We start from the raw sequence: 19,435 nt of genomic DNA, 5'->3' as shown, positions 1-19,435 counted from the left end.
TCAAGCGATTGTCTGACAACCCCCATCCAAGGTCGGGATATGCCCAGCAGTGATACGTCTTTAGAAAGCCCCGCCAGCGAGTTCGCGCCGGGTAAACGGCAACTGCTGCAAGCCGCGCTGCGTCTGTGTTGCGACAGTCGCAGCCTAAGCAGCTTGGGCCTGCGCGAGCTGGCCCGCGAGGCGGGGTTGAACCCAAACACCTTCTATCGCCACTTCAGCGACATCGACGATCTGGGCCTGACCTTGATTCGCGATATCGGCACTCAGCTACGCGGCCCGTTGCGCGCTTTGCGCCAGCAAGCCGCCGCGCGCGCCAAGGGCGATAACAAGCTCAGCGTGCCGCGTTTGTTCGGCATCAACCTGATCCGCAGTCGTCGCGTGGTGCATGAAACCGTGCAGCTGTTTTTCGATTTTGTCGATCAGCAGCCCGAGGCGTTTATCGTCGGCATTCGTGAGCGTTACGGCGCCTCACCGGCCTTGCGCCAAGCGCTCAGTGAAGTGATGAACGGCTTTGCCGCCGATATGCGTGAGGACATCCGCGACCTCAAGCTGATGCCTACCGGTATCAGCGACAGCCAACTGGCGGTGATTTCCGAGCAGATCACCCATCATCTATTCCAGATGGCGCTCGATTACCTGAGCACCCCGGCCCGCCAGCACGAGCTACGCCAGCAAGCCGAGGAGCATATCCTCATGCTGGCCAGCGGCGCTGCGGTGTTGCAGCGCCTCGGCCAGCTGCGCTTGTAATCAGGCGGCGCTGGGCAGGCTAAAGCCCAAACGGCGCCGCCAGTGGTTTTCTAGGTCGCGGGTGTCTTGCTGGGCGGGGTGGAAGCCCGGCTTGTAGTACTCCAGATACGGCTTGAGCAAGCCACGCACATAACCGTGGCGACCGAACAGGGTGGTCAAGCCATAGCGCCAGCTGCGCCAGTTAGTCAGCTGACCATCACGGCGCAGCAAACCGAGCTGGAACCACGCGATCACGCCAATAAAGGTCAGGCTGGTGACCGCCATCGACAGCACCCGGGTGAAGTAGCCGCCGCCAATCGCCTGATAGGCATCGTAGGCCACCGACTTGTGTTCGTTCTCTTCAATCGCGTGCCACAACCACAGGCGGTACATGCGCGGGTCTTGCATCTGCAGGCTGATGTCTTCGCGCTTGAGCAGCTGCTCGGCCATGGTGGCAGTGAAGTGTTCCAGCGCGCAGGTCACCGCGAGGTTCATCTTCTTGGTGCTAAAGCGGGTGACGAATTCCATCAGGTATTTGATGCGCAGCTCTAAGGTATGCAGGTCGATGTTATGCGCCTGGGCATACTCGTTATAGGTGGCGTGCTCCTTAGAGTGCATGGCCTCCTGACCGATAAACGCGCTGATGTCTTTTTGCAGCTGAGCATCGGTAATTTGCTCGCGCACGGCACGCACGCTATCGACAAAGAACTTCTCGCCATAGGGGAACAGCGACGACAGGTTGTTCATGAAGTGGGTCATGAAGGGGTTGCCGTTCCACCAATATTTGTCGGTGTCGGTAAAGCTGAAATCCATCCGCCGCACGGGGAAGTGGGCGGTCACTTTGGCACTTGCTGAGGTCATCTTGGGCTCCTGGCGTGGTTTATTAGTGTTATCGCCACGCGTGATTGAACAGGGCGCCGCGTTCCTCCGTGAACAGCAGCGTTGGCACTATTGATCAGGGTTGCCACCCTCACCACCAACCAATGGCGGGGTCAGTCGCACGGTGACCGAAGCGTCACAGGGCATGGCCGATTTGCCTAAGCCCGCTTGGCTGCCGACAATAGTCGGCACTTCATTGCTGTGATTGCTTATGCCTAACCCCTCGCACACCGTTGCCGTGATTGGCGCCGGCCCCGCCGGCTTGATGGCCGCCGATATCATCAGCCGCGCCGGCGTGCCGGTGGCGGTTTACGACGCCATGCCCTCGGTGGGGCGCAAGTTCCTCTTGGCGGGCATCGGCGGCATGAACATCACCCACAGCGAAGCGCTGCCGGCGTTTATTGGCCGCTATGCGCCCGCGCAAGACTGGGTGGCCGATTGGCTGGCTGACTTCAGCCCCAGCCAACTGCGCGAGTGGATTCACGCGCAGGGTATCGAGACGTTTGTCGGCAGCTCTGGGCGGGTGTTCCCCACCGACATGAAAGCCGCGCCGCTGCTGCGCAGCTGGCTGTCGCGGCTGCGCCAACAAGGCGTGCAACTGCACCCGCGCAGCCGCTGGCTGGGTTGGCATGCCGACGGCAGCTTGCGCATTGCCCAAGGTGACACCGAGCTGAGCATTCAGCCCAGCGCCTGCGTGCTGGCCTTAGGCGGCGCCAGTTGGGCGCGGTTGGGTTCCGATGGCCAGTGGCAAAGCCTGCTCGCCTCGCGCGGCGTAGCGCTGAGCCCGTTACAGGCAGCTAATAGCGGTTTTACCTGCGTGTGGAGTGAGCACCTGCGCAGCCAATTCGGCGGTGCGCAGTTAAAGCCGCTGGCAGTGCATTACCGCGATGAACACGGCCAGCCGCACAGCCTGCAAGGCGAGTGCGTACTCACCGAACACGGCATCGAAGGCAGCCTGATCTACGCCATTTCGCGCCTGCTGCGCGAAACCATTAACCGCGACGGCCAGGTCACCATTGGCCTCGACCTGCTGCCACAGCGCACCCAGGCCGACATCCAACAGCGCCTGAGCAAACCGCGCGGTAAACAAAGCTTGGGTAAGTTTTTACGCGCTCAGCTAAAGCTGGATGCCGCCAAAGTCGCCCTACTGCACGAGCTGAGCAGCGCCGAGCAACGCCAAGACCCAGCCACCTTAGCGGCTCTGCTAAAACACCTGCCGCTGACCCTCACGGGCCTACGCCCTCTCGACGAAGCGATCAGCACCGCCGGCGGCGTGCAACGCGCGGCGCTGAGCGATGACTTGATGCTGCAGGCGCTACCCGGCACCTTCTGTGCCGGTGAAATGCTCGACTGGGAAGCACCCACCGGCGGCTATCTGCTCACCGCGTGTTTTGCCAGTGGGGTGAGAGCGGGGAATGGGGTTTTGCGCTATTTACAGCGCTAATTGAAGCATGCGGCCATGCCCAGCAAACAGGAGGCACCGCCTCCCGCAGCCTTTACAACTGCTTTAACGCCTCTTCGAGGCTAGCCATGGTGCGGCTGACGTTGTGCAGTTTGTCGAGGCCGAACAGGCCGATGCGGAAGGTAAAGAAGTCTGCGCCTTCGTCGTATTGCCGCGGTTCGCCGCCGGCCACTTACAGGCCGATGGCGGCAAACTTGCTGGTATTTTTGATCGCGGGGTCTTGGGTGTAGCTGACCACCACGCCGAGGGGGCAGCGACACTCTTGTAGCTATTCTCAGCCAGCAAGCGGCGCTTGATCAGCTCAAGTGCGAACCTCTTTGGCAGCAGTTGGAGCAGCGGTATTTGCAGTGAGATTTACGCTCAGCAGCCAATCCAAAACCCCGTGTGAGGCTCTCTAGTTATCACCTACCGAACGTTTAGCTGCTTTCATCTGCTCAAGCTTAATACATCCATTTCTAACGACCATATTGCTCGCATATTGCTCGCAATGCGCTGTGCTGCTGGCTGGATCAACGTCCTCTGGCTTTACTTTGATTAAACTCATCCCCCAGTAGATCAGCAAAAGCGTAAAGCACACCCATAAAGCTTCTTTATGCGCTTTCCAACTCTGCACTAAATCAGCCAACCACCGATCAATTAGCATCGCTGGCAAGCGAACGCTGTAATGCACAAACGCCAACCCTGTGCAAAACACTACCCCGCTCAGAAGCAACGAATACGGCAAAGATAGCCGACTCATACCTGCACTCAGCAGTCCAAGCCCTGCAGCAGAAACTCCGTGACGCAAGAGCAATATACCCGCGCCCTGCCGGTTTAATACTTGTGGCAATAGAGCATTGCTTAGCCTCACATCCATTTCAGTAAGTTTTCGCGCGAAAAACCTCCAGCCACGATACAACAACCTAGATAACAAAAAGCCTATGGAAGCCACCCAAATTGCGTCGATCAGCGCAGACCATCCTGTTTGAGCCGAAAACACGCCTAATCCGCTCAGCTCAACGGCCAGATGAACCAGAAAAAACAACAGCCAAACCATGCCGTCCAGATTGCCCCAGCCCGGGCCAGGCTGCCACTCACGCCAATCACGCAAGCCCTTTTCACTTAATTGCTCAAGCACACCCTGATAGCGGTACTCCAGCAGGTCGCTCAAATGCGAACAGGCTTTCCAGTCGTTATCGTCAAAATGCTCTACCAACACTCGGCACTCGCTAGGAGCCAAAGGCTTGAGCAACAACCAAGCAGCACGCGCCTCGGCTGAGCAGGGCCAAAAATCATTAATATGGCCACGCAATCGGCGCAACAACTCAAACTCATCACAACGCTGGAGTAACTGCTGCCATTGCCAAGCAGGGCATGGCGGCTCTTGGCCTGCGATATGCCAGCCCAAACCATTAGCCAGCTGTTCAAAAAAGGTTGGGGTCCAGCTCTGCTCATCCAGCAACCAGTGCACCAAGTGCTGCTGAAACCAGTTTTGCTGATCAAAAGCACTCAACCATGGGCTCTGCGCCGCCTCCACGAGCAACTTAGCTGCAGTGGATGGGTTTTGCGCCAAAGTGTTCTGAACAGTCTGCAAGCACCCGTGCAGCCAACGCTCCAGCAAGTAATTGCCAGTAGCCTCTGATATTTGCAGTATCTGCCATGGGGTCAGCCAATGGAGTCGGCGCAAAGCCCACTCCGTCATCGCCAAGGCATCTTCGCGGCCACTCAAGCACAACGTTAATAAATGTTGCTCAAACAGTAGGCGGTAACCCTCGGCTTCCGCTTGAGCCAAACAAGCATCTAACGATGCAGGCGTGGCTTCAGCCAGCATCGCCACCACCTCGGGCTCTAGACTACGCTCTTGCTCATGCGGCGTTACAACCTCCAAGCAAGCCGGTGCCATGCTTTCTTTCGGCTTAATTTCGGCTGTATTGGCGTTAAGCTCCAGCGGAGCAAATCCTGCTTCGCTCTGTTCTTCAGAGCTACTATCTTGTTCGTAGTCCTGACGCCAGCGAATAGCCAGTAACGCCTGCTCATAGGCCTCGCGTAAAGCTTGAAATGCGCTCGGTGACTCCTCCGGACGATGCCGTTTGAGCAATTGGGCATAACGCCTTTTAACACTGCGCTCATCGCTATCAGCGGCAAGCTCGAGCACCTCCCAGCAATTACCGGACATGCTTAAATCCCCACATCCAATTCGCTCAAATGGCGTTCGATGGATTTGCGCAGCTCGCGAATCTGCCGCTCATCTTGGCTATTCAAAACCTGATGGAAGTCCTGTGCCATCTGTCCGAAGCATTGCCGAAGTTCACCCAAATGCTCTTGATACAAGCGCTCAATGCGGGCCAGTAGCAAGCTATTAACCTGCTGATCTCGGGGGTGCACTTTTAAGCTCTCTAGCTCGCTCAAGCGCTGAGCAATCTCTGCTGGACTCAACACGCCAGCGTTATTCTCTATGATCAGATTACGAGTTTCACCGGTCATAGGGATGCTGACCTGCACATCCAAAAGACCACTATTGTCATAGGTAAAGCGCACATCCAAGGTGACTTCACCGGCCTTACGCGGAGGCACAGCAATGCTCAATTCGCCAAGGTAGATATTGTCTTTCACCAAGCGGCTCTCACCCTGATAAATCTTCAACAGCACCTGTTGCTGATTGTCATGCAGGGTTTGCAGCTCCCTCACCTTGCTTACCGGCACCACCGTATTGCGTTCAATAATCGGAAAATAATGCCCAGCTTCGGTTTGTTGGCCGAACTGCACTGACGTTTCCACGCCCAGGCTATACGGGCAAACATCCGTGAGCACCACCTCTTCCAGTGCCGCCGCCCGCGCTTTTAACGCCGCCTGAATTGCTGCACCCTGGGCGACCACCTCATCTGGGTTCAGATTCAGCGAAGGGAAACGCCCAAATAAACTGGCAACCAGCTTACGCACTAACGGCATGCGGGTACTACCGCCAACCAAAATCACCTCATCTAGGTCACTAACTCGTATGCGGGCGTCACGCAGGGCACGATCAATTGGCGCGCGCAGTCTACTCAATAACGGGGAAACCACTTCATGCAGGCTATTTTGATCAATCTCTAGGCACAGCTCGCGCTCGCCTTGTAGCACCCGAAATATTTCTCGCTCTTGCTGACCTAAGGCATGACGCACACGCTGAGCTTCGCGCCGTAAGCGCTGGTTAAAACCATGCTGGTGTAGATCCAGCAGGTGACCCGCACTACTCTGCGCAGCCACAAAATGCGCCACCAACGCATCATCAAAGTCTTCGCCACCAAGGAAGTTATCGCCGGCGCTAGCACGCACCTCCATAACGCCCTCGAATAGTTCAAGAATGGAAACATCAAAGGTGCCACCGCCCAAATCAAACACTAAGAAGGTGGTTTCATTTTTTTGATGTACGCCGTAAGCCAATGCCGCTGCAGTCGGCTCATTGATCAGCTTCTCAACCTTCAGCCCAGCAAGCTCTCCGGCAATGCGAGTGGCCTTGCGTTGGGCATCGCTAAAGTAGGCAGGCACACTAATGACTGCCTCCGTCACTGGCTCGCCAAAAGCTCGCTCAACATCCGCCTTAAGACTTTTCAACACCAGCGCAGAAAGCTCTTCTGGACGAAAGCGCCGAGCCCCTAAACGCACATCGTGGGCGCTACCCATATAACGCTTGAACAACGCTGCGGTGAGCTGCGGATGAGTTTGCAAGCGCTCTCTCGCAACTTGGCCAACCAACACTTGTCCATCGTCATCCAACCCCACCACGCTGGGGGTTAGAAAGTGGCCGAGAGCATTAGGCACCAGCTGCGCTGCATCCTCACGCCATACCGCGACGAGGCTATTAGTAGTGCCAAGATCTATACCCACGATCATGTCGAACATCACTCCCTTGATGAGAAGAATCGCCAGCCGCACAGCCAGCACAAAGCTGACGATTTGAACCCAGCTAAGCGCCCGGGTAAAGGAGTAATCGCGTTACAGCCTAGAGATTATGGGCAATCTAAATAAGGTGCTCGGGGGCAACCACGAAGAACGAATTTATTGGCAACCGACAAAGGTTGAGGCATCTTTTTAGCAAACCAGCAGCGCTAAAAAGGCGCGTTTATATCGCTTCTCCGCGATGGCACTTTAGATAGCCTACTCCGCCGCCAACAAGCGGAACCAAAAACACGTGCCCTGTTCGGCATCGCTGGTGAAACCTATTTCGCCTTTCATGGCCTCTACCAAGGCGCGGCTGATGCTTAAGCCAAGGCCTGTGCCTTCGCGCTGGCGGCGGTCGCTGCCGTCGGCTTGGCGGAACGGTTGGAAGATATGCGCGCGAAATGCCTCTTCAATCGGCGGCCCTTGATTAGTGACGGATAAGCGCACACCTTCGCTATCGCGGTTGAGGCTAAGCAGCACTTGCGAGCCGGTGTCGGCAAACTTCGCGGCGTTGGATAGCAGGTTGCTGAGCACCTGCTGCACGCGCAGCTCGTCGCCCAGCGCGTAGAGGGTTTGCGCTGGCGGCTGGAAAACAAAACGCACCTGATACTTAGCAGCGTAGGGCTCTAGGGTGACCAAGCTTTCACGCACGGCGGCGACCATATCCAACGGTTTTGCATGTACCTCCAAACGGCCGGCGCGGAGTTTTTCTAGATCGAGGATTAGGTTGACCAGCTCCCCGAGGCGTTTGGTGTTGCGGGCGGCAATGTCGAGCAGGTTTCTGCCGGCTTCCGGCAGGTGCTCGGCTTGGGTGTGGCTTAGCAAATCCAGCGCGCCGCGCATGGCGGTTAGCGGGGTGCGCAGTTCATGGCTAACGGTGGCGACAAACTGGCTCTTGAGCTGGTCGAGTTCTTTTTGCGCGGTGATATCGCGCACCACACCCCACCAGCGTTGCTGCCCGGTGCTGTGCGACTCTACCCGTCCGAGCAGTTGCAGCACCCGCACGGCTTGGACTTGCTCGTTGGGCGCGTAGTCCAGCTCTAGCTCCCAGGGGGCGCCACTGACGCTGGCTTTTTGCAGGGCACGCAGCAGTAATTGCCGGCTTGCCGGGCTGAAGTGCGGCATGAGGCTTTCCCACGTGCGCGGCTGCGACTGGCCGAGAATATGCGCCAGCTGGGCCGACCAATACACTTTGCCGCTGGGCCAATGCTGCTCCCAAGCACCGAGGCTGGCGAGGCTGCCAGCTTCTTCCAGCAAGCGCCCTTGGTGGCTGAGTTCGCGCTGCCGTTGGCGGCTTTGCTCTAGCGCGCTGGCCAACAGCAGGGGGGCCAGTACAGTGAGGACGATCGGCACGTAAGTCCACAGGCTTTGCCAGTGCGCGGTGATCGGCGGCGGAATGAAGTGCCCCAGCGCCAGCATGACATTGATGGTTAGCCCCGTAAGCCACACCGCCAGCCCGGTGAGCAGCACTGGCGCAAGCATGGCGCACAACAGCAGCGGCAGCATGACCAAGGCAAACGGGAAGGGCAGTTGGGTCAGCGCCAACAAGGTCACGGCCTGACACAGCACCAGCAAGCTGAGGCTTTCTGGCCAGCCGAAGCGGCGAAGGTTTTGCAGCGGTTCGTGGCGCAAAGCCAGCAACAAAGGCAGCAGGGTGATCATGCCCAGCACATCGCCTTGATACCAACTCAGCCACAGCTCGGCATAAGGCACGGGCACAGTCAGTTTTAGCACCGCAGCGCCGAGCGCGGCGCCAAACATAGGTGTCAGCGCGCCGGCCAAAGCCAGCAGCTGCAACAGGGCTAACGGGCTGTGCGCCAGCTCGGCCAAGATGCCGATGCGCCGCAGTAACCACGCCGTTACGCTGATTTCCAACAGATTGCCCGGCACGAACTGCACCGAATGCAGCAACGTATCGCCACTGAACCAATTAGCCGCCGCATTACCCAGCGCGATAGCCACCAGCAACACCAGCCAGTCGGCGCGTGGCGCGGCCAATAGCATGGCCACGGCAAAGGCATTGGCATACCACACGGCAGCCACGGCGCCCGGCTGCTGCGAGAGAAAAATCCCCAGCATGCCGAACAAGCAGTAACCACAAGCGGCCAACGGCGCCGCCTGCTTAAGAGGTAAGCGCAGCAGGTGATTGGCCGTCATGCCGTTGGCAACCGACGCTGACGCCGCCACAACGCCCATGCCGCCAAGAAGGCCGCCAGCAGTAAGCCAAACAGGCCGACGGTTTGCGGGGTTAGGCCGGGGTGTTCTTGCCGCGCCAGCGCATCACTGGGCATCCAACGGTTGATAATCTCTAAGCGTTGCGGCTGTTCAATCGCCGCTAGCCCCGCCTCTAGCGCTTGGCCAAGGGCCTCGTCATCTTTGCGATAGGCCATGCTCAGCGGGTAATCAAAGCCCACCGCGGCACCGAGTTGCAGGCCCTCTAGCGCCTCTTGTTTAACGATAAAACTGACGCTGGCAATGTCGGCCACCGCGGCGTCGACCTCGCCCGCTAAGAGCTGCTGCAACGCCACGCCGTCTGAGGGAACCGCCTGCCAGTTGATCTGCGGATACGACTGCCGCACAAAGGCTTCCACCGCATAGCCTTTGCCCACGGCAACTTTGGCCCCGCTCAAGGCGGCCAAACTCAGGCGTTGTGCGCTATCACTGCGGTCCACCACAACGGCTGGAATCTGCACATAGGGTTTAGTGAACCCCAAGTATTTGGCCCGCTCGGTGGTTGGGCGCAACGAGCTGACCACATCGACCTGGCCTTGCGCGACATCTGCAAGAATCTCGGCCAAAGGTTTAGCCGGCAGAATATTCAGCGTAAGGCCCGCATGGCGGCTGATTTCTTGCAGAAAATCCAACGACAGGCCGGCTATCTGACCATCGTCCTGCTGGAAGATAAACGGGCCGTAATCGGCCTCGGGGGCAAAGCGTACCTCTTGCGCCTGCACGGCACCGGCACACAGCCAGACACTGGCAAACAACACCGCAGCACCGCGCAATAAGGCCGACATAGAGCACTCCTTAAACAATTAACCCACCAGCCACGAGGGCGACTGGTGGGTTAACTATAGGCGCTATGCCGCCGCAGTGCCGACGGCTTAGCGGCAGCACAGCGGCGCACGTTACCCGCCGATGATGCCGCCATCCTCACGGGTGATAACCACCACGCTAGAGCGTGGCATGCCGCCATGCGGGAAGTGCGACGGGGCTTTTTCCTCGCCGGGGTGCTGAATGCCGACGAACATGGCGGTGTGATCGGGGCTAAAGGTTAGCCCGGTGATCTCGCAGGCGATCGGCCCAGTCAAGAAACGCCGCACTTCGCCGCTGTTGGGGTCGGCGCAGAGCATTTGGTTATTGCCCATGCCAGCGAAGTCGCCTTGGTTGGAGTAATCGCCGTCGGTTTGAATCCACAGCCGCCCGTCAGCGTCGAAGCCGATGCCATCCGGGCTGTTGAACATATTGTCGGCGTCGATATTCGCCGTGCCTGCGTAAGCTGTGCCGGGGTGCACGCTGGGGTTACCGGCCATAAGGAACAAGTCCCAGCTGAACGTCTCACTGGCATGATCGCCGCCAGCCGGCGCCCAGCGCAGGATCTGCCCGTAGTGATTGGCCGCGCGCGGGTTTGGCCCGCCCACGGGCTGGCCTTCAGTGCCACGGTTTTTGTTGTTGGTGAGGGTACAGAAGGCCTGCTGACCACTGGGGTGCACGGCCACCCACTCGGGGCGATCCATGGTGGTGGCGCCCACTACCGTTGCGGCTAAGCGGGCGTGAATCAGCACGCTGGCCTGATCGGCAAAACCGTTTGCCGCGGTCAGGCCGTTGTGCCCGTGCACCAACGGCAGCCAGCGGCCTTCGCCACGAATCTCGCCGTCTTTGGCGCTGAACTGCGCCACGTACAAGGTGCCGTCATCCAGCAAGTCGCGGTTGGCTTGCGGGTTGCTCTTATCGAAGCGCTGCGCCGAGACGAACTTGTAGAGGTGTTCGCCACGTTCGTCATCGCCCAAATAGACCACCACACGGCCATCGCTGTTGATGTGCAAGGCGGCGTTTTCGTGCTTGAAGCGGCCCAGCGCGGTGCGTTTTTTCGGCACCGACTGCGGATCGCGCGGGTCGATCTCTACTACCCAGCCGTGGCGGTTGGCTTCGTTGGGCTCTTTAGCCAAGTCGAACCGCGCATCGAAGGCATGCCAGCCAAACCCGGCATCCACGGCGGCAATGCCATAACGCTTCTGCGCGGCGCTAAGCGCCAGCGCCGGGTCTTGGCTGCCGAAGTAGCCGTTGAAGTTTTCTTCGCAGGTTAAGTAGGTGCCCCACGGAGTTTCTCCGTTGGCACAGTTGTTAAAGGTGCCGAGCACGGCGCGACCGCTGGGGTCGGCTTGGGTTTGCAGCAGAGCATGGCCGGCGGCAGGGCCACTCAGCTGCATCGGCGTATTGGCGGTGATGCGGCGGGTGTAGCGGCTATCCAGCACGCGCTGCCAGCGGCCGTCTTTAAGAGCGATTTCGATGATCGACACACCGTGCGCCGCTTGGTCGGCACGCACATCCGCAAGGCTGGTCACTTTGCCGGCGGGCAGCAGGTATTCCTGATTGGTGTACTCGTTATTGATCGCCAGCAGGGCGCGGTCGGCAGCCAGCGGGAAGAAGCTCATGCCGTCATTGTTGTCGCCAAACTGACGGCTCTGCGCCGCCTCGCTGCGCTCGCTTTCGCTAAACGCCGGGGCATCGGCAAACAGCGGGTCGCCCCACGATACGAGCACCTCCCAACGGTAGCCTTGCGGCAGGCGCAGGGTGTCTTCGCCAGAGGCGCTAATCGCGTTAAAGCCCAGCAACGGGCTGTTAGCCGCAGCGGCCACTGCGTGGCTTAGCGGGTTTAAGGTGAGAAAACTCGCAGCACCGGCCGTCGCGCCCACGCCGAGAAAACGGCGGCGGCTCAAGGCGCGGTCGATCAGCGCGGTCAGCGCCGGGGTTGAGTTACGGGGGTGGTTACGTTGGTCTTGCAGGTCAAAACGGCTCATCGGGCAATCCTTCGGTCTTGGGCCAAGGTCTTGCCGCAGGGTGCTGCGCGGTTATGACGACGACATAACCAAAAGATGTCCAAATGATGACTGGCTAATCACCACCCACAGCGAAATTGGGCAGGCTGTTAACCGGTTGGCTGAAGTCGAAGGGAATCGACTCGACGGCCAGGCCAACGTTGCGCTGCACCACAAAGTGCAGGTGCGGCCCGGTGCTGTTACCGGTGTTACCGGAGCGCGCGAGCAGCTGGCCAACCTTGACCCGTTCGCCTTCCAGCACCTTCACCGAGCCACGCATCAGGTGCAGGTACACGCTCATGGTGCCGTCTTCATGCAGCACGCGGACGAAATTACCCGACGGGTTATTACCCCGGCCGCTCTGCTGGTTTTCGGTTTTTACCACCACCCCAGCGCGGGCGGCGACAATCGGCGTGCCCACCGGCATGGCGATATCCATGGCGTAGCGGCCTTTGCGGGTGAAGTGGCTGTATTTGCCGTTGGCGCCTTGGGTTAAGCGAAACGGCCCGCCACGCCAAGGCAGTGGGTAGGCGTAGTTTTTCGGCAGCAGGCGCGGGTCACCCAAGGCGGTTTTTAACCGCGACTTGTAGCGCATCGGCTTGCTGACATCACGCGGGGCCAAGGTGAGCAGGCGGATTTTGCTGCGCGGCGGCAGCACCCAGGTCAACGGTTGATCCGGCGCGCCGCTGACGTTGCTTAAGCCCGACAGGCTCAGCTCGATTTGTACCGGCGCATGCAGTTGGTTATCGACGATCAGGGTTTCGCCGGCTTCGTGCTTTTTGCTGCTGAGTTTTACTTGGCTTTCGATGCGCTCGACCATGCGATCACGAAACTGAAACACTTCCGCGCCGGGCGCCGCTTGGTCGCTGTAGGTCACCACGCCGTTTTTATCGACGTACTTGTACACCGTCAGCGCCATCACGGGGGCCGACATCACGAGCAAGGCACTGGCGCCAACAGCAAACATCAATAAACGCAGCATGGCCGTGGAACACATTAAGAACAGGGATTAAAAAGACTAGCAGGGCAGGGCGCACACCGCGAGGGCCGTGGCTTTGGGCTGTGAAACAGCGCACCTGATTAACCCTGCCGAGCGTGCCTTAAGCACCGGGGGAGTAATGCTTCTGTACCGAGCCACGAGCGATCAGCCGTGACAGGTAATCGAGCTTCTGCGGGTCTTTATCAACAAAGCGAAACAGCACCAGCAGCCACTCGCTGGCCGGGCTGTTTTCCATCGCCGCGACACTGTGCAGATAGCCATTTAAGCGCGCCACTTCGTTGTCTTCGCCCTGTTGCAGGTCGAGCACGGCGGACTCCAGCACCTGCGGTAACGGCTCCTGCACTTTCACCACCAGCTGTGCTTCTTTAAGGCTCAGGGCTTTGATCACGCATTCGCAGCTGCTGTTGGGCAGGCGCAACGTGCCTTGCCCACGCCCTGCTGGGGCCGGCTTGGCAGGTTTCGCCGCAGGCGTTGCCGGGGCAGCGGCAGGCGGCGCGCTGGCGGCTGGCTTGCTGGGTGCCACGACTTCCGCCTTGCCACCGGTTAAGGCGCTCAGCGAGTCGCCACCAAAACCTGTGCTGGCCGGTTTTGCCGCCTGCTGCGCTAATAACTGCAACTTGCCGGCTTTGGCCAAGGCTTTCTTAACTTTGGTGACCAGTTGATCGTTAGAGAAGGGCTTGCCGATGTAGTCGGAAACGCCCGCCTGAATGGCCTGCACGACGTTTTCTTTATCGCCACGGCTGGTGACCATAACAAACGGCACCTTGGCGGTTTTTTGCTCGCTGCGCACCCAAGTCAACAGCTCTAGACCGCTCATTTCCGGCATTTCCCAATCGCACAGCACCAAGTCAATCGGCACCCGCGCGAGAATTTGCTGCGCCTTACGGCCGTTGATCGCCTCTTCGATCTGCACGCCGGGAAAATGCGAACGCAGCCCCTTTTTCACCAGATCACGAATAAACGCGGCGTCATCGACCACCAGCACCGTTACTTTGCTCATAGGGACTCCCAAAAACTTACCTCAAGCATAGTCGCTAACTGCCAAAGGCACGCGGCCAATGTGACAACCTGCCACAGTAAGCAGCCCCTATCGGCATGCTAGGCTGTGCGCTTTAATCTTTTTCGGAGACGCCATGCGCCGTTTGCTCGCCTTGTTTGCCGCCGCCACCCTGCTCAGCGCCAGCCCTTGGACACTCAGCCATGAATACCAAGCCGGCGCTCTGCATATTGATCACCCGTGGGCGCGCCCGCTGCCACCCGTGGCCCCCAATGGCGGCGCTTATCTGACCATCATGAACCACGGTGGCGAAGCGGACCGCTTATTAGGCGCGCGCACCGAGCGCGCCGCCGTCACGGAAATTCATACCCACGTACACGAAAACGGCTTGATGCAAATGCGCCAAGTCGATGCTGTGGATATCCCCGCGCACGGCACCGCCACCCTGAAACCCGGCGCTGATCACCTGATGCTGATGGGCTTAACCGCACCGCTGGCCGAAGGCGATAGCTTTGCCCTGACGCTGATTTTTGAGAAAGCCGGCGAAGTGCAGGTCGAGATCAAGGTTGAGCAGCCCGCCAGCGCCGCACAACCTGCCGCCGCGCACGACGCACACCAAGGCCACTAAGGCGCACGCGGCTTGTCCTTGTTGGGCGCCTTGGTTAATGTGGGTAGCTTATTTCCCCCTGCCAAGGACGCCCATGCGCAAGCCCCTTCTTCTTCTCGTGTTTAGCCTTTTACTCAGCGCCTGCGAGCAACCCGAAGCGGAAGTTAAAGCGCTGGTGGCCGATAGCGCCGAGCAACGCATCTGGGCCTTTATTCACTTTAATGTGCCTAGCGAAAGCGGCATGGACAGCTACTACTATTACGGGCGCATCGCCCAACCGCTGTATCGGCTGATCAAAAACAACCGCGCGCAGCGTGGCTTTATCACCCTGGAAGAGGTGCGCTACTGGGGTAACGACGACAAAATTCACGCCTACGCCGACCGTGAAAACACCGGTGAAATGGTGTTTCGCATCGAAGACATCAAGCAAATCGAGCTGATCGCCAATCCGCCGCAGGTGGGTTTAGGTTACGAGCAATACCGCGAAGCTAAGCCGCAAACGCCAAGCCCCAGCGAAGCCGCCCCGCCGGCTAGCGAAGCCCCGGCAGCACCCGGGCGTTTCCCCGCTAAGGCCAGCTAAGCGCTGGCCACTTCTGCAGCTTTAGGCTGGGTCTTGGGCAACCAGACGGTGAACGTGGTGCCCTGACCGACCACGCTACTCACCTCGAGGCGGCCATGGTGTTTGTTCACAATGCTGTAGGCCAGCGATAAGCCAAGCCCGGTGCCCTTGCCCACCGGCTTGGTGGTAAAGAACGGCTCAAATAAGCGGCCAAGGTTTTCTGCGGCAATACCGCAACCGTCATCTTGCACCTGCACAAACACTTCATCGTCGACTTGGCCAGTGCGCAGCCAGATATGACCGCCTTCGCCCAAGGCGTGTGAGGCATTGATAATCAGGTTCATAAACACTTGGTTGAGCTGCGCGCCGATGGCTTCCACGGCGGGAATATCGCCGTATTCCTTGATAATGTCGGCGCGGTATTTGATCTCGTTCCAGATCACATTCAGCGTGCTGTCGAGGCCCTGATGCAGGTCGGCCATGTTCCATTCGCTGCTATCGACATGCGAGAAGTCGCGCAGATCGACGACGATGCGCTTGACCCGATCCAGCCCGCCCTGCGATTCGCGAATCAACTCGGCCAAGTCTGAGATTAAGAAATCTAAATCGGCCTTTTTATTCAGCGCCGCCAGTTCGCTTTTTAGCGCCTCGTTGCCGTGTTGCTCGATCAGCGCTTGATAGCTGTTGATCAGCGCAAACACTTCATCGACATAGCCTTTAAGCGAGCCTAGGTTGGAGTTCACAAAGCCCACCGGGTTGTTGATCTCGTGGGCAACGCCGGCAGCCAGCTGGCCGATGGCGGCCATTTTTTCTGATTGCAGTAATTGCGCTTGGGTTTCTTCCAAGCGCTTGATCAGCCGTGCTTGTTCTTCTTTTTCGGCGCTTAGCAGGGCATTGAGCTCGGCCAGCTCCAGTTGCTGCATGGCGATATCGGTGGCATCGGTCAGCGCTAGGCACACCAAGCGAATCACTCCATCGGCCTCACGCAAGGGGAAGAAGGTCGCGTTCTGGAACATCTTCTGCGCTTGTCCGGTAATCGGTCGGCTACCGGCAAAATTGAACGGGTGCGGGCGCTGCTGCCAGCTACTGAACGCCATGTTCTCGAGCATAAACACGCTATCGAGCTTCTTGCGCAGCCACGGCTCGGGCAGATCGGGGAATAACTCGCACAGCGCTTTGCCCAGCGCCTGTTCAGGGCGTAAGCCGGAATTGACCGCCATGAAGTCATTCCAGAAGTGCACCCGCGCTTGGTCATCCAGCAGCACAACACCCATGTTGATCTGCTGCAGGATCGAAATCAGCGTTGGGCTGCTGACTTCACTCATTTAAAACTCACTCAGCAGTTTATCGACCGCTTCAATCACCACAGCCACCGAATCATCGGTGATGCACACCAACAGATCGCAGGTGAAGCTGTGCGAGGCCACTTCAAAGCGCACCTCCAATACCAGCGACTGGTAACCCTGGGCAATTTGCTCCGCGAGCACTTCGCGCAGCGCCTTAGCGCGGGCCATTAACGACGGCGCGCCAAAGCTCACCATGGCTTGAATTTGCGCCGCCAAGCCATTGATACACGCGCCGGTGAGGATGTTGGTGACATCCATCAACAGCTCGTCGCCACTGGCGACATCATTGTTTTCATAGCCCATTAGCTCGGCCAGTTCACCGGCACCGCTGACAGCAAAACACACCAACACTTCGCCACGTAACTTGCCGAGAAACGATTGCCGAGTCACCAATTGAGGTTCATCGCCAATGCCCAAGTCAGTAAGGACTTTATCCAGCGTCTGCGTGACGGCATGCACGCGCGGCACCGACAGGGTTACAAACGTGCCGGTCAACCGCGCTAAGCGATCGGCACTCTGGCCCATGGCGACGTTCATTAGCTCCTGCAGCGCATCGCGCTGGTCTTCGCTCAATACCGTGAGTTGGCTGGTCATCAGATTAGGCCCACATCAAATAGCGCCTTCTCCATGGCCTCAGGGGTGATGGGTTTCTTCACAAAGGCGGCCGCGCCTAAGCTGCGCACGCGCTCTTGTGCCAGCGGCTGAATGTCCGCGCTGATCACAATCACAATGGCGTTGGCATCCTCTTTTTTTAGCGCCTCAAGGGTATTGAAGCCGTCCATTACCGGCATGGTGAGGTCGAGGAAGATCACCTCGGCCAAGCCATCATGAAAGGCATCTAAGGCTTCCGCGCCGTTAGCTGCTTGGGTGATCTGGGTGGCAAAGCCTTCTGGTAAGGCTTTAAGCACCAGTTTGCGCGACATGCTGGAATCATCAACGATCAGTACTTTCACGGGCGCCCTCCGTCGTCACCGTGCCGTTAGTGTCTGATCTAAGTAAGGTAGGTTTTTGCAGATTTCGCCAGTCGCACTACGCAACTGGCGAAAAACCTTATTGCAGTTGGGCAATCCGCGCGGTCAATGCACGCGCATGGCGATCGACCACCAAGGGCGCATAGGCACGCCCAGAGCGGGTGCCGACCATCACACCACCGTCGTTGGTGTTCATGTCACTGAGCGCCACTTTAAGAAACTTCCAGCGCCCTTGGGCTTTGCTGTCTTGCAGCTCGGGGTTCTTGGTTTTGTCGGTGAGCGATGCTTCGATGCTGCTGATCAGCACTTGCTCGTTCTGCCCCATGTACATATCCGGGCGCTCGCGCAGTATCTCGAACAAGCCAAAATAAGCCCGGTATAGATACTGCACGGTGAGGTATTCGATACGCGACGAAAGGCCGGTCACCGCCTCACCACCGCTGGCATCGACACTGGCCAGCAGTACATCACGCAGTGAAGCGGCCAAGTCTTCGGGGTAGCTCCACGGCATGTCATCTTCGTTGGGGCCAAAGGTCAGCCCTAAGCGCAGCTGACGATCCAGTTCGGCGTGCTTTTGCGCTAACGCTGGGGTGCTGGCCGGCAAAGCGGCCATTTGGTTGGCCAACTGCTGCAGGTCTTCGCGCAGACGCTGGGAATATTTTTCTTGCAGGCCTTCACCGCGGTAGAGCAGCAGGCTGTTGACCGCTTGGCAGGCTTCGGCTTGAAACAGGTCATAGGGTGAATCCGCACTGTGCGCAGGCACAGCTAACAGCGTCAGGCACAAGAGCGCACAACGACGCAGTACGACACGGAGCATGGCAGGGTTCCCTTTGTTGTTGTTCTCGGGATGTTGTGCCGGGCACAACTTTAACCATGCCACTGTAACCACTGGGCGGTCACAGCTCACTCATTACTAAGAGTGATTTTTATGCCGAGCGGGCCACATAGCAGGCAGCCGAAAGTGCTGGCTGCGATTTGCCGGCAGAGAGTGTTTCTTGAGGTGACACGCAGAAAAAGACCCCGGTTCTAAGCCGACACACAAGGTGAACCGGGGTGGATTGGTGCGACAGCGCCAGTGGCTGCCGACTTAAGCTGGAAGACGCTGACGAAAGCCGCGTCACGAACCGCTTATCGACCGCGCTGGACTTCTTCTTCCATGCGGGTCAAACCGATGTGACGCACGTCGGTACCCTGCACCAGATAGATCACCAGCTCGGCGATGTTGCGGGCATGGTCGCCGATTCGCTCCAGCGAACGCAACACCCAGATGACGCTGAGCACGCGCGAGATCGAGCGCGGGTCTTCCATCATGTAAGTCATCAGCTCGCGCAGCGCGCTTTTGTATTCTTGGTCGACGGCTTTGTCTTGCTGCGCCACGGTAAGGGCCAGCTGGGCATCGAAGCGGGCGAAGGCGTCCAGCGCCTCTTGCACCATCTTGCGTACTTTGTCGCCGATGTGGCGAATCTCAACGTAACCCTTGGAGTTATCACTGGCACCTTCGCTGAGCTCAATCGCGCGCTTGGCGATTTTCGACGCTTCGTCGCCGATGCGCTCCAGATCAATCACCGACTTGCTGATGCTGATGATCAAGCGCAGGTCAGAGGCCGCCGGCTGACGACGAGCGAGAATGCGCACGCACTCTTCGTCGATATTGCGCTCCATCTGGTTGATCTGATCGTCGATCTCGCGCACTTGGGTGGCTAGGCCGGTATCGGCATCAATCAGCGCGCTGATGGCGTCGGTGACTTGTTTTTCCACCAAGCCGCCCATGGCCAACAGGTGGCTGCGGACTTCTTCCAGCTCTTCGTTGTATTGCTGGGAGATGTGATGAGAAAGCCCTTCTTTATCGATCATGTTTCGCTCCGCGAACGCCGGTCAGATGCGCCACCGGCCAAAAATAGTTACCCGTATCAGCATAGCGGCTTGGGCGCAAAAGGCCGGCAAGCCGC

17 protein-coding genes and 1 pseudogene are annotated in these 19,435 nt (G+C 58.6%); 4 read left to right on the top strand and 14 right to left on the bottom strand.

Features of this window, described 5'->3' with window-relative positions; translation table 11 throughout:
- The first annotated feature begins 39 nt into the window (after positions 1-39).
- Positions 40-747, top strand: coding sequence for a TetR family transcriptional regulator (locus BMX80_RS01445; protein WP_074864327.1), 708 nt, complete (start codon positions 40-42; stop codon positions 745-747).
- Here the strand turns inward: BMX80_RS01445 and BMX80_RS01440 are convergent, their stop codons facing one another.
- Positions 748-1,587, bottom strand: coding sequence for a metal-dependent hydrolase (locus tag BMX80_RS01440; protein WP_074864325.1), 840 nt, complete (start codon positions 1,585-1,587; stop codon positions 748-750). It abuts the gene before it with no gap.
- A 229-nt stretch (positions 1,588-1,816) separates the two neighbouring features.
- Between BMX80_RS01440 and BMX80_RS01435 the strand changes: the two genes are divergently transcribed.
- Positions 1,817-3,049, top strand: coding sequence for a TIGR03862 family flavoprotein (locus BMX80_RS01435; RefSeq protein ID WP_074864323.1), 1,233 nt, complete (start codon positions 1,817-1,819; stop codon positions 3,047-3,049).
- A gap of 52 nt (positions 3,050-3,101) precedes the next feature.
- Here the strand turns inward: BMX80_RS01435 and BMX80_RS17785 are convergent.
- The 8 genes and pseudogenes from BMX80_RS17785 to BMX80_RS01400 form a co-directional block, all read right to left on the bottom strand.
- Positions 3,102-3,311, bottom strand: a pseudogene (locus tag BMX80_RS17785) (alanine--glyoxylate aminotransferase family protein); the annotation flags it as partial.
- Between the two features lie 150 nt (positions 3,312-3,461).
- Positions 3,462-5,222, bottom strand: coding sequence for a J domain-containing protein (locus tag BMX80_RS01430; RefSeq protein ID WP_074864321.1), 1,761 nt, complete (start codon positions 5,220-5,222; stop codon positions 3,462-3,464).
- Positions 5,223-5,224: 2 nt separating this feature from the next.
- A complete protein-coding gene (locus BMX80_RS01425; RefSeq protein WP_074864423.1) occupies positions 5,225-6,919 on the bottom strand; it encodes a molecular chaperone HscC in 1,695 nt (564 codons plus the stop codon).
- 264 nt (positions 6,920-7,183) lie between these two features.
- Positions 7,184-9,124, bottom strand: coding sequence for a sensor histidine kinase (locus BMX80_RS01420; protein ID WP_074864319.1), 1,941 nt, complete (start codon positions 9,122-9,124; stop codon positions 7,184-7,186).
- Positions 9,121-9,984 (bottom strand): transporter substrate-binding domain-containing protein, encoded by an 864-nt coding sequence (locus tag BMX80_RS01415; RefSeq protein ID WP_074864318.1) that lies wholly within the window; start codon positions 9,982-9,984, stop codon positions 9,121-9,123. The genes BMX80_RS01420 and BMX80_RS01415 overlap by 4 nt, the downstream gene beginning before the upstream one ends.
- Before the next feature lie 111 nt (positions 9,985-10,095).
- Complete coding sequence (locus BMX80_RS01410) at positions 10,096-11,988, bottom strand: PhoX family protein (RefSeq protein WP_074864316.1); 1,893 nt, start codon at positions 11,986-11,988, stop codon at positions 10,096-10,098.
- A gap of 94 nt (positions 11,989-12,082) precedes the next feature.
- Positions 12,083-12,973 (bottom strand): peptidoglycan DD-metalloendopeptidase family protein, encoded by an 891-nt coding sequence (locus BMX80_RS01405; RefSeq protein WP_074864421.1) that lies wholly within the window; start codon positions 12,971-12,973, stop codon positions 12,083-12,085.
- 133 nt (positions 12,974-13,106) lie between these two features.
- Positions 13,107-14,006, bottom strand: a complete 900-nt coding sequence (locus BMX80_RS01400) for a response regulator (RefSeq protein ID WP_071871500.1) — start codon at positions 14,004-14,006, stop codon at positions 13,107-13,109.
- A 133-nt stretch (positions 14,007-14,139) separates the two neighbouring features.
- Between BMX80_RS01400 and BMX80_RS01395 the strand changes: the two genes are divergently transcribed.
- Both BMX80_RS01395 and BMX80_RS01390 read left to right on the top strand, forming a co-directional pair.
- On the top strand, positions 14,140-14,631 hold the full coding sequence (locus tag BMX80_RS01395) for a copper chaperone PCu(A)C (protein ID WP_074864314.1): 492 nt from the start codon (positions 14,140-14,142) through the stop codon (positions 14,629-14,631).
- Positions 14,632-14,704: 73 nt separating this feature from the next.
- Positions 14,705-15,190: a hypothetical protein gene (locus BMX80_RS01390; protein ID WP_074864312.1), complete on the top strand. Its 486-nt coding sequence runs from the start codon at positions 14,705-14,707 to the stop codon at positions 15,188-15,190.
- On the opposite strand, the gene BMX80_RS01385 is transcribed toward BMX80_RS01390, so the two are convergent.
- The 5 genes from BMX80_RS01385 to phoU all read right to left on the bottom strand — a co-directional run bounded on the left by BMX80_RS01385 (position 15,187) and on the right by phoU (position 19,340).
- Positions 15,187-16,494 (bottom strand): ATP-binding protein, encoded by a 1,308-nt coding sequence (locus tag BMX80_RS01385; RefSeq protein ID WP_071871503.1) that lies wholly within the window; start codon positions 16,492-16,494, stop codon positions 15,187-15,189. The two genes, BMX80_RS01390 and BMX80_RS01385, sit on opposite strands and share 4 nt — an antisense overlap.
- Complete coding sequence (locus BMX80_RS01380) at positions 16,495-17,109, bottom strand: chemotaxis protein CheC (protein ID WP_074864310.1); 615 nt, start codon at positions 17,107-17,109, stop codon at positions 16,495-16,497. It abuts the gene before it with no gap.
- Positions 17,109-17,468: a response regulator gene (locus tag BMX80_RS01375; protein WP_071871505.1), complete on the bottom strand. Its 360-nt coding sequence runs from the start codon at positions 17,466-17,468 to the stop codon at positions 17,109-17,111. Before BMX80_RS01375 ends, BMX80_RS01380 begins: the two co-directional genes overlap by 1 nt.
- 97 nt (positions 17,469-17,565) lie before the next feature.
- Positions 17,566-18,303: a hypothetical protein gene (locus tag BMX80_RS01370; protein WP_071871506.1), complete on the bottom strand. Its 738-nt coding sequence runs from the start codon at positions 18,301-18,303 to the stop codon at positions 17,566-17,568.
- Between the two features lie 311 nt (positions 18,304-18,614).
- Entirely contained in the window at positions 18,615-19,340 is a 726-nt protein-coding gene (gene phoU, locus BMX80_RS01365; RefSeq protein ID WP_074864309.1) for a phosphate signaling complex protein PhoU, read from the bottom strand.
- Positions 19,341-19,435 lie beyond the last annotated feature (95 nt).

Origin of the sequence: Atopomonas hussainii, assembly GCF_900109735.1 — a bacterium.
GTDB classification, from domain to species: domain Bacteria; phylum Pseudomonadota; class Gammaproteobacteria; order Pseudomonadales; family Pseudomonadaceae; genus Atopomonas; species Atopomonas hussainii.
Note: the sequence above shows the minus strand (reverse complement) of the source record. Positions and strands in the feature narration are given on the sequence as shown.